Annotated in this window: 1 protein-coding gene; it reads right to left on the reverse strand. The window is 45.8% G+C overall.

The window, feature by feature from the left end; genetic code table 11:
- Nucleotides 1-5,382, reverse strand: a 5,382-nt coding sequence (rtxA, locus tag AB4653_RS18165; protein WP_372104915.1) for an MARTX multifunctional-autoprocessing repeats-in-toxin holotoxin RtxA, incomplete at both ends; no start/stop codon positions are given.

Genomic DNA, 5,382 nt, shown 5'->3' on the forward strand with positions numbered 1-5,382 from the left:
GATCTCTTCTGCAAACGCTTCCATTTTTGTCTGGATTCGCTCAGCGCGCAACACATCGTCTCCCGCATCCGGCAGCAAGCCATGTATCCATTCGTCAAAATCATTAACTAAACTGGTTCCGATTTGAACTGAAGTATTAATCGCTTGTTCTGTCGGTGTTTTCACCAACTCATGAGCTATTTCAGAGTCAAAACGACGGCCAAACAAATTATCAAGATATTGACCTGTCGCTTTATCTTTCTTTGCATCAGCCAGTAATTTATTTGCCAGCGTTTGCAGTTTAGGGTGTTCTGCTAACTTTTCATGAGCCTCGCTAAACAGCTTAACCGCTTTCTCTTGAGTCACACTTCCGCTCATCCATAGCGTTTTAGCTTGCTCTACTAACTCATGTATTTCATTCGCATAAGTTTCAGTAGTCTCTATCTGACCTAGCTTATAAATAAATTCAATAAGGCTCTCATTTTCAGTTTTTGGCGCATCTCTCTCTGAAGTTGAATTCGTCAGAGTCGGTGAAACCACTCCGAACGACTTTAAGCTATTGATTTCGTGCTCGGTCAAAGGTTCAACCAAACCAACCACACGACCAATACCGTCAAACACGAGCTTAGACTCAAACGCTTCAACAGCTTTCGGATCAATTGCAATACCAAAGACATTGGCGTCCTTCGAACGGTTCCTCTGAATATGGCTTTGCAGCGACACCATTTCAAATTGGAGTGTCTTAACTAACTCACCACGTTGAGCGAACTCTTTTGGATTTTTTTTCTGCCACTGGTGAAGAGCCAACTCTAAGGCAGCAAGATTCTTTTCAGATGGGGTACGCTGAATTGACTGAATGTTACTTCTTACCACTTTCAACTCTTTACTAGGTAAATCCGTTAAAAGCTTGCCAATGTGTCGCTTAGTCGAATCGACAAATCTTGCATCATTAGAGCCAAGCAATGAGAAGTCAAAACCATCTACGCCTTTTCTTACAGCTAAAGAAGTGTCAGCCGCTTCACCCAGCCCGTGAAGATTGACACCTGAAATGCGAATATCTTTTCGGTTTACATCTTGTGATGCTCGATTTACAACTCTGATACTGTCGGTATTGCTCTCAGTGAACATGGAAGTGATAGCTCTTCCGGTATTTTTAGAGCGAATACCTGCATTGATTTGTAGTCGGTTTACGGCTTGAACAGCATCGTTTAACGCTTCTTGCTCTTGCTCGCTCAATCCTTCACTGAATCGGCCATCGGCGCTTGACTTGTTGTTGGCATTCACATGGTTACCCGTGACGCCTGCACCTTCTATTCTGCGTGCTTTACCCGAAAGTCCACTGCCCACAGCACCTTGACGATCAGGACGATCCTCTTCGTTCTGCTTTGAACCTTTCGCATCCGCTTGTGCTTGATCCGCTTTGTTTTCAGCATTTCTTGCATCACGATTACCACGTTCTTCAGCGTCTCTAGCTGAATTATTCGCATTCGATTCAGCTTGTTTAGCTTCATTAGCTTTCGTAGTGGCGTCTGTTTTACGCGCATCAGCGTCGGCTTTAGTATTCGCAATATCTTTCTCTGCACCAGAGCGATTCTGTTCGCCTTTCGCAACGCCTGCTTCTGATTTCGCCACAGAATCGTTGACACTTTTTTGGTTGTCTACGTGCGCTTTTTTCGCAGCGATGATGCTTTCCCCAGCAACATCTTTAGCCTGACCTAATTTGGTTTGAGCATCCTCTAAAAGACCGTCTGCGAAATGGTTGCGCCAATGCTCACCAGATTCACCTACATAAACCGCTTTGTTATCCAGCACATCAAGTCCCTGGGCCAATGTCGTCAGGTCTTTAGTTACCGCTTCAGACTCTTCGTTCACAGCATCACGCTGCGCTTGCCCATTGCTCTTTAATGCTTCTTGATCGGTGGATTCTAATTGAGCCTGAGAACCCGATACGGCTTCAAGTTGTTTCTGCTTTTCTTGCTCTAAGCGTTGACGATCGGCTTCCGCTCGTTCTTTGTCAGACATTGCATTTTGCGCAGCTTGATTTTGTTCCGCATTATCGGCAACAGCATTAGCTTGGTGTGATGTTTCAGATTTCGCCACAACATTATCTAAAACATAGCCCAACCCATCATCATGGCCTGTGCCTTTAAATTCTATTCGGTTGCTGCCAGAATTCGCAGTCAACTTAAGTGTTTTTTGTTGCCAAGCTGCTTCATCGCCAGAAGTTGAGAATACAACATTACCGTTCCAGAGAACTTCTATGCCTTCGTTGCTTGAAATACCTGCACGTTTTGCAAAATCAAAGCTAACCGCAATGACTTCACCTTCCGCTAAATCCGTTAAATCTTGAGAAAGACTTGTATTAGTATAAGTATCTAGCTCTGTAACAAGTGAACCATGACCATCACCACTTACGCCATAATCCTTACTTGAAGAGGCAACTTCAACACCGTGAGTCGATTCCCATCCCAGACCACCTTGCTCAAAATCACCATTGACGATCAAGTTAGGTGTTTGCGTTTGATTTGAAGATTCTTCGATGTTGAGTTCATTTTCCATGTTGCTGAGATCAGGCGTTTCAACGTTGGTCACGCTTCCACTTAAACCGTCTCCTAGATCGGAACCCACTTCTTCGATTTCATCTAAGTCGAAACCATCAAGTTTAGTGATTTCAGGCGTTGAAATAGCACCTCGTCCTTTCTGAATTCCTGATGAAGAAGCTTCATCACCTTGAACTAGGTAATTAATCGCTTGGCTGCCACCCACTCCAAGAAGAGTTTGTTTAATATTATCAAACAGTGCGGAAAGCTTATTGCTGCTCGTGTTACTTGACGCGACGGCTAGGCTATAGAAATCACCGTTACCCACTTTGATAGCAACGTTATTTCTGGCATAAGAAGCGTTAATCCCTAAGCCATCACCTACGTGAATATTCACGTTTGCTTTGCCTTTCATCACCGCAACATTGAGACCGTCACCCACTTTGGTGTTAACGTTATATTTGCCCCATGCAACGTTCACTGAAATACCGTCACCAATTTTGGTGTTGATATTCGCATCACCATAGGCCGCCGTTACACTCAGGCCATTACCCACGGTTGTCGTAATATTGGCTTTACCTTTTGCCGCCGTGACCTGCATACCATCACCGACTTTAGTGACGATATTGCCTTTGCTCCAAAGTGCGTTGAAGCTATCTCCGTCACCCACTTGAGTAACGATGTTCGCTTCACCTTTCGCTAAAACAACATTACGGCCATCACCCACTTTCGTAATGATATTCGCTTTGCCCCAAGCTCCCGTGTAATCATCGCCATTACCGACGTGAGTAATGACATTCGCCTTACCTTGAACCACAGAAACTTCTTGGCCATCACCGATTTTGGTGATGATGTTCGCTTCACCTTTGGCGAAGTTGTATCGATCACCGTCACCAACGTGAGTGAAGATATTTGCTTGTCCCCAGGCCACGTTAACGCCTAATCCATCGCCCACTTTTGTGATGATGTTAGCTTTACCTTTCGCCAAACCAATAGTCGTACCATCCCCCACATGGGTCATGACATTGCCCACTTTTGATATCAGTAAACCAACGGTGGTTCCTTCGCCAACTTTGGTTAAGATATTACCTTTACCCGCCAACACAGCTGCGGTTGTTGCATCACCAACATGGGTCACTACGTTTGCTTTCGCAGCTGCGACAACACCCATGAAGTCATCACCGACTTTCGTTATGATATTCGCTTCACCAAGGGCTAGTACGCCAGTAAGACCATCTCCTACGTGAGTCATAATGTTTGCTTTACCAAACATCGCGGCTAAGGTTGTGCCATTACCCACTTTCGTCATCACGTTTAGTTCGCCAGCAAATAAACCTAAGCTTGTGCCATCACCAACGTGAGTATAGATATTCGCTTTACCGATCATTAATGCAGCAGTTAGGTCATTACCCACTTTCGTCATGATATTGGCTTGGCCAAGCATTGCAGTAAACGTGCTGCCATTACCCACCTGAGTGAATATATTTGCGTTACCTACCATCGCGGCTATCGAGGTACCATTACCCACCTTAGTCGCGATATTACCTTTTGCTATCATTAATGCGACTGTTGTGCCGTCACCAATATGCGTAAAGACATTCGCTTCTGCGACCATAAGCGCTAATGCATCACCATGACCAACCTTGGTAAATACATTGCCTAGGCCGCCCATTAGCGCCCACGCGTTCCCTTCACCAACGTGAGTGAAGATATTGCCTACGCCGATCATAGCGGCTATTGAAGTGCCGTCGCCTACTTTGGTGAAGATATTACCCGCAGCACCCATTACGCCAAGTGTTTGGCCATCGCCAACATGAGTCAATACGTTACCAATACCCAACATAATGCCTGTGGTATCGCCATCGCCCACCTTGGTTAGAATGTTCGCCCCACCAACCATGACGCCAGTTGTCGAGCCATCACCAACATGTGTAAGTACGTTGGCGCCTCCTCCCATAACGGCAAGCGCATTGCCATTGCCTTTTTTGGTTAGGATGTTTGCACCACCAAGTGCGACTGCGGTCGTATTTGAGGCCGTATCATCACCGCTAATATGAGTAATGATATTGGCGCCACCAAGCATACCCGCCGTGAGGTCACCGTCACCCACTTTAGTCATGACATTCGCGCCACCGACAAGTACAGAAGCGATGTCGCCCTTACCAACCTGTGTCATGACATTAAAGCCACCGACCGCTAACCACAACCCGTTGCCAGACCCAATTTGGGTGTGCGTGTTGTAGCCGCCTAGCATAGTCAAACGACTATTACCGTTACCTTTGTGAACTGAAATATTGCCATAAGCAAGTAAGTGGGCTAAGTACTCGCCGTCACCAATACGAACCAATACATTGACCGCACCGCCTGCGTAGACATCCATTTTCCCTTGTTTGCTCTGATGAACGAGCACGTTAGCTAAACCAGCACCACGGAAAGTGAGGTCGCCTTCATCGCCACTTTTAACAATGACGTTAGCCGCGCCGCCGCCAACAAATTCGGTATCACCAAACTTAGAGCTGTGAAGGATAACGTTGGCGAGACCACCACCGTTAAAGTAGACATTACCGCGTGTCACATTGGATTTGATGACGTTACCGCCACCGACACCATTGAACCGAACGTCCCCTGAACTTTCACCACCATCGCTAGCAGACTTAAACAATGATTGTTCATTGTATTCATCAATATCCGCTACTATTTCACTGGTACTTCTCAACGTATTAACGCTGTATTGTAGCTGACTCAACGAGTAACCATTTTTGTACCCAGAGCTGTAACCGTTTGCGGAAGAAATATCTTCACTAGACAAATTTTGGGTGTGGTCGCCTTCTTTATACCAAGGACGAGCTTGATACCTTAGTAC

It is taken from the genome of Vibrio sp. 10N.222.48.A3, assembly GCF_041475345.1.
GTDB classification, from domain to species: domain Bacteria; phylum Pseudomonadota; class Gammaproteobacteria; order Enterobacterales; family Vibrionaceae; genus Vibrio; species Vibrio tasmaniensis_A.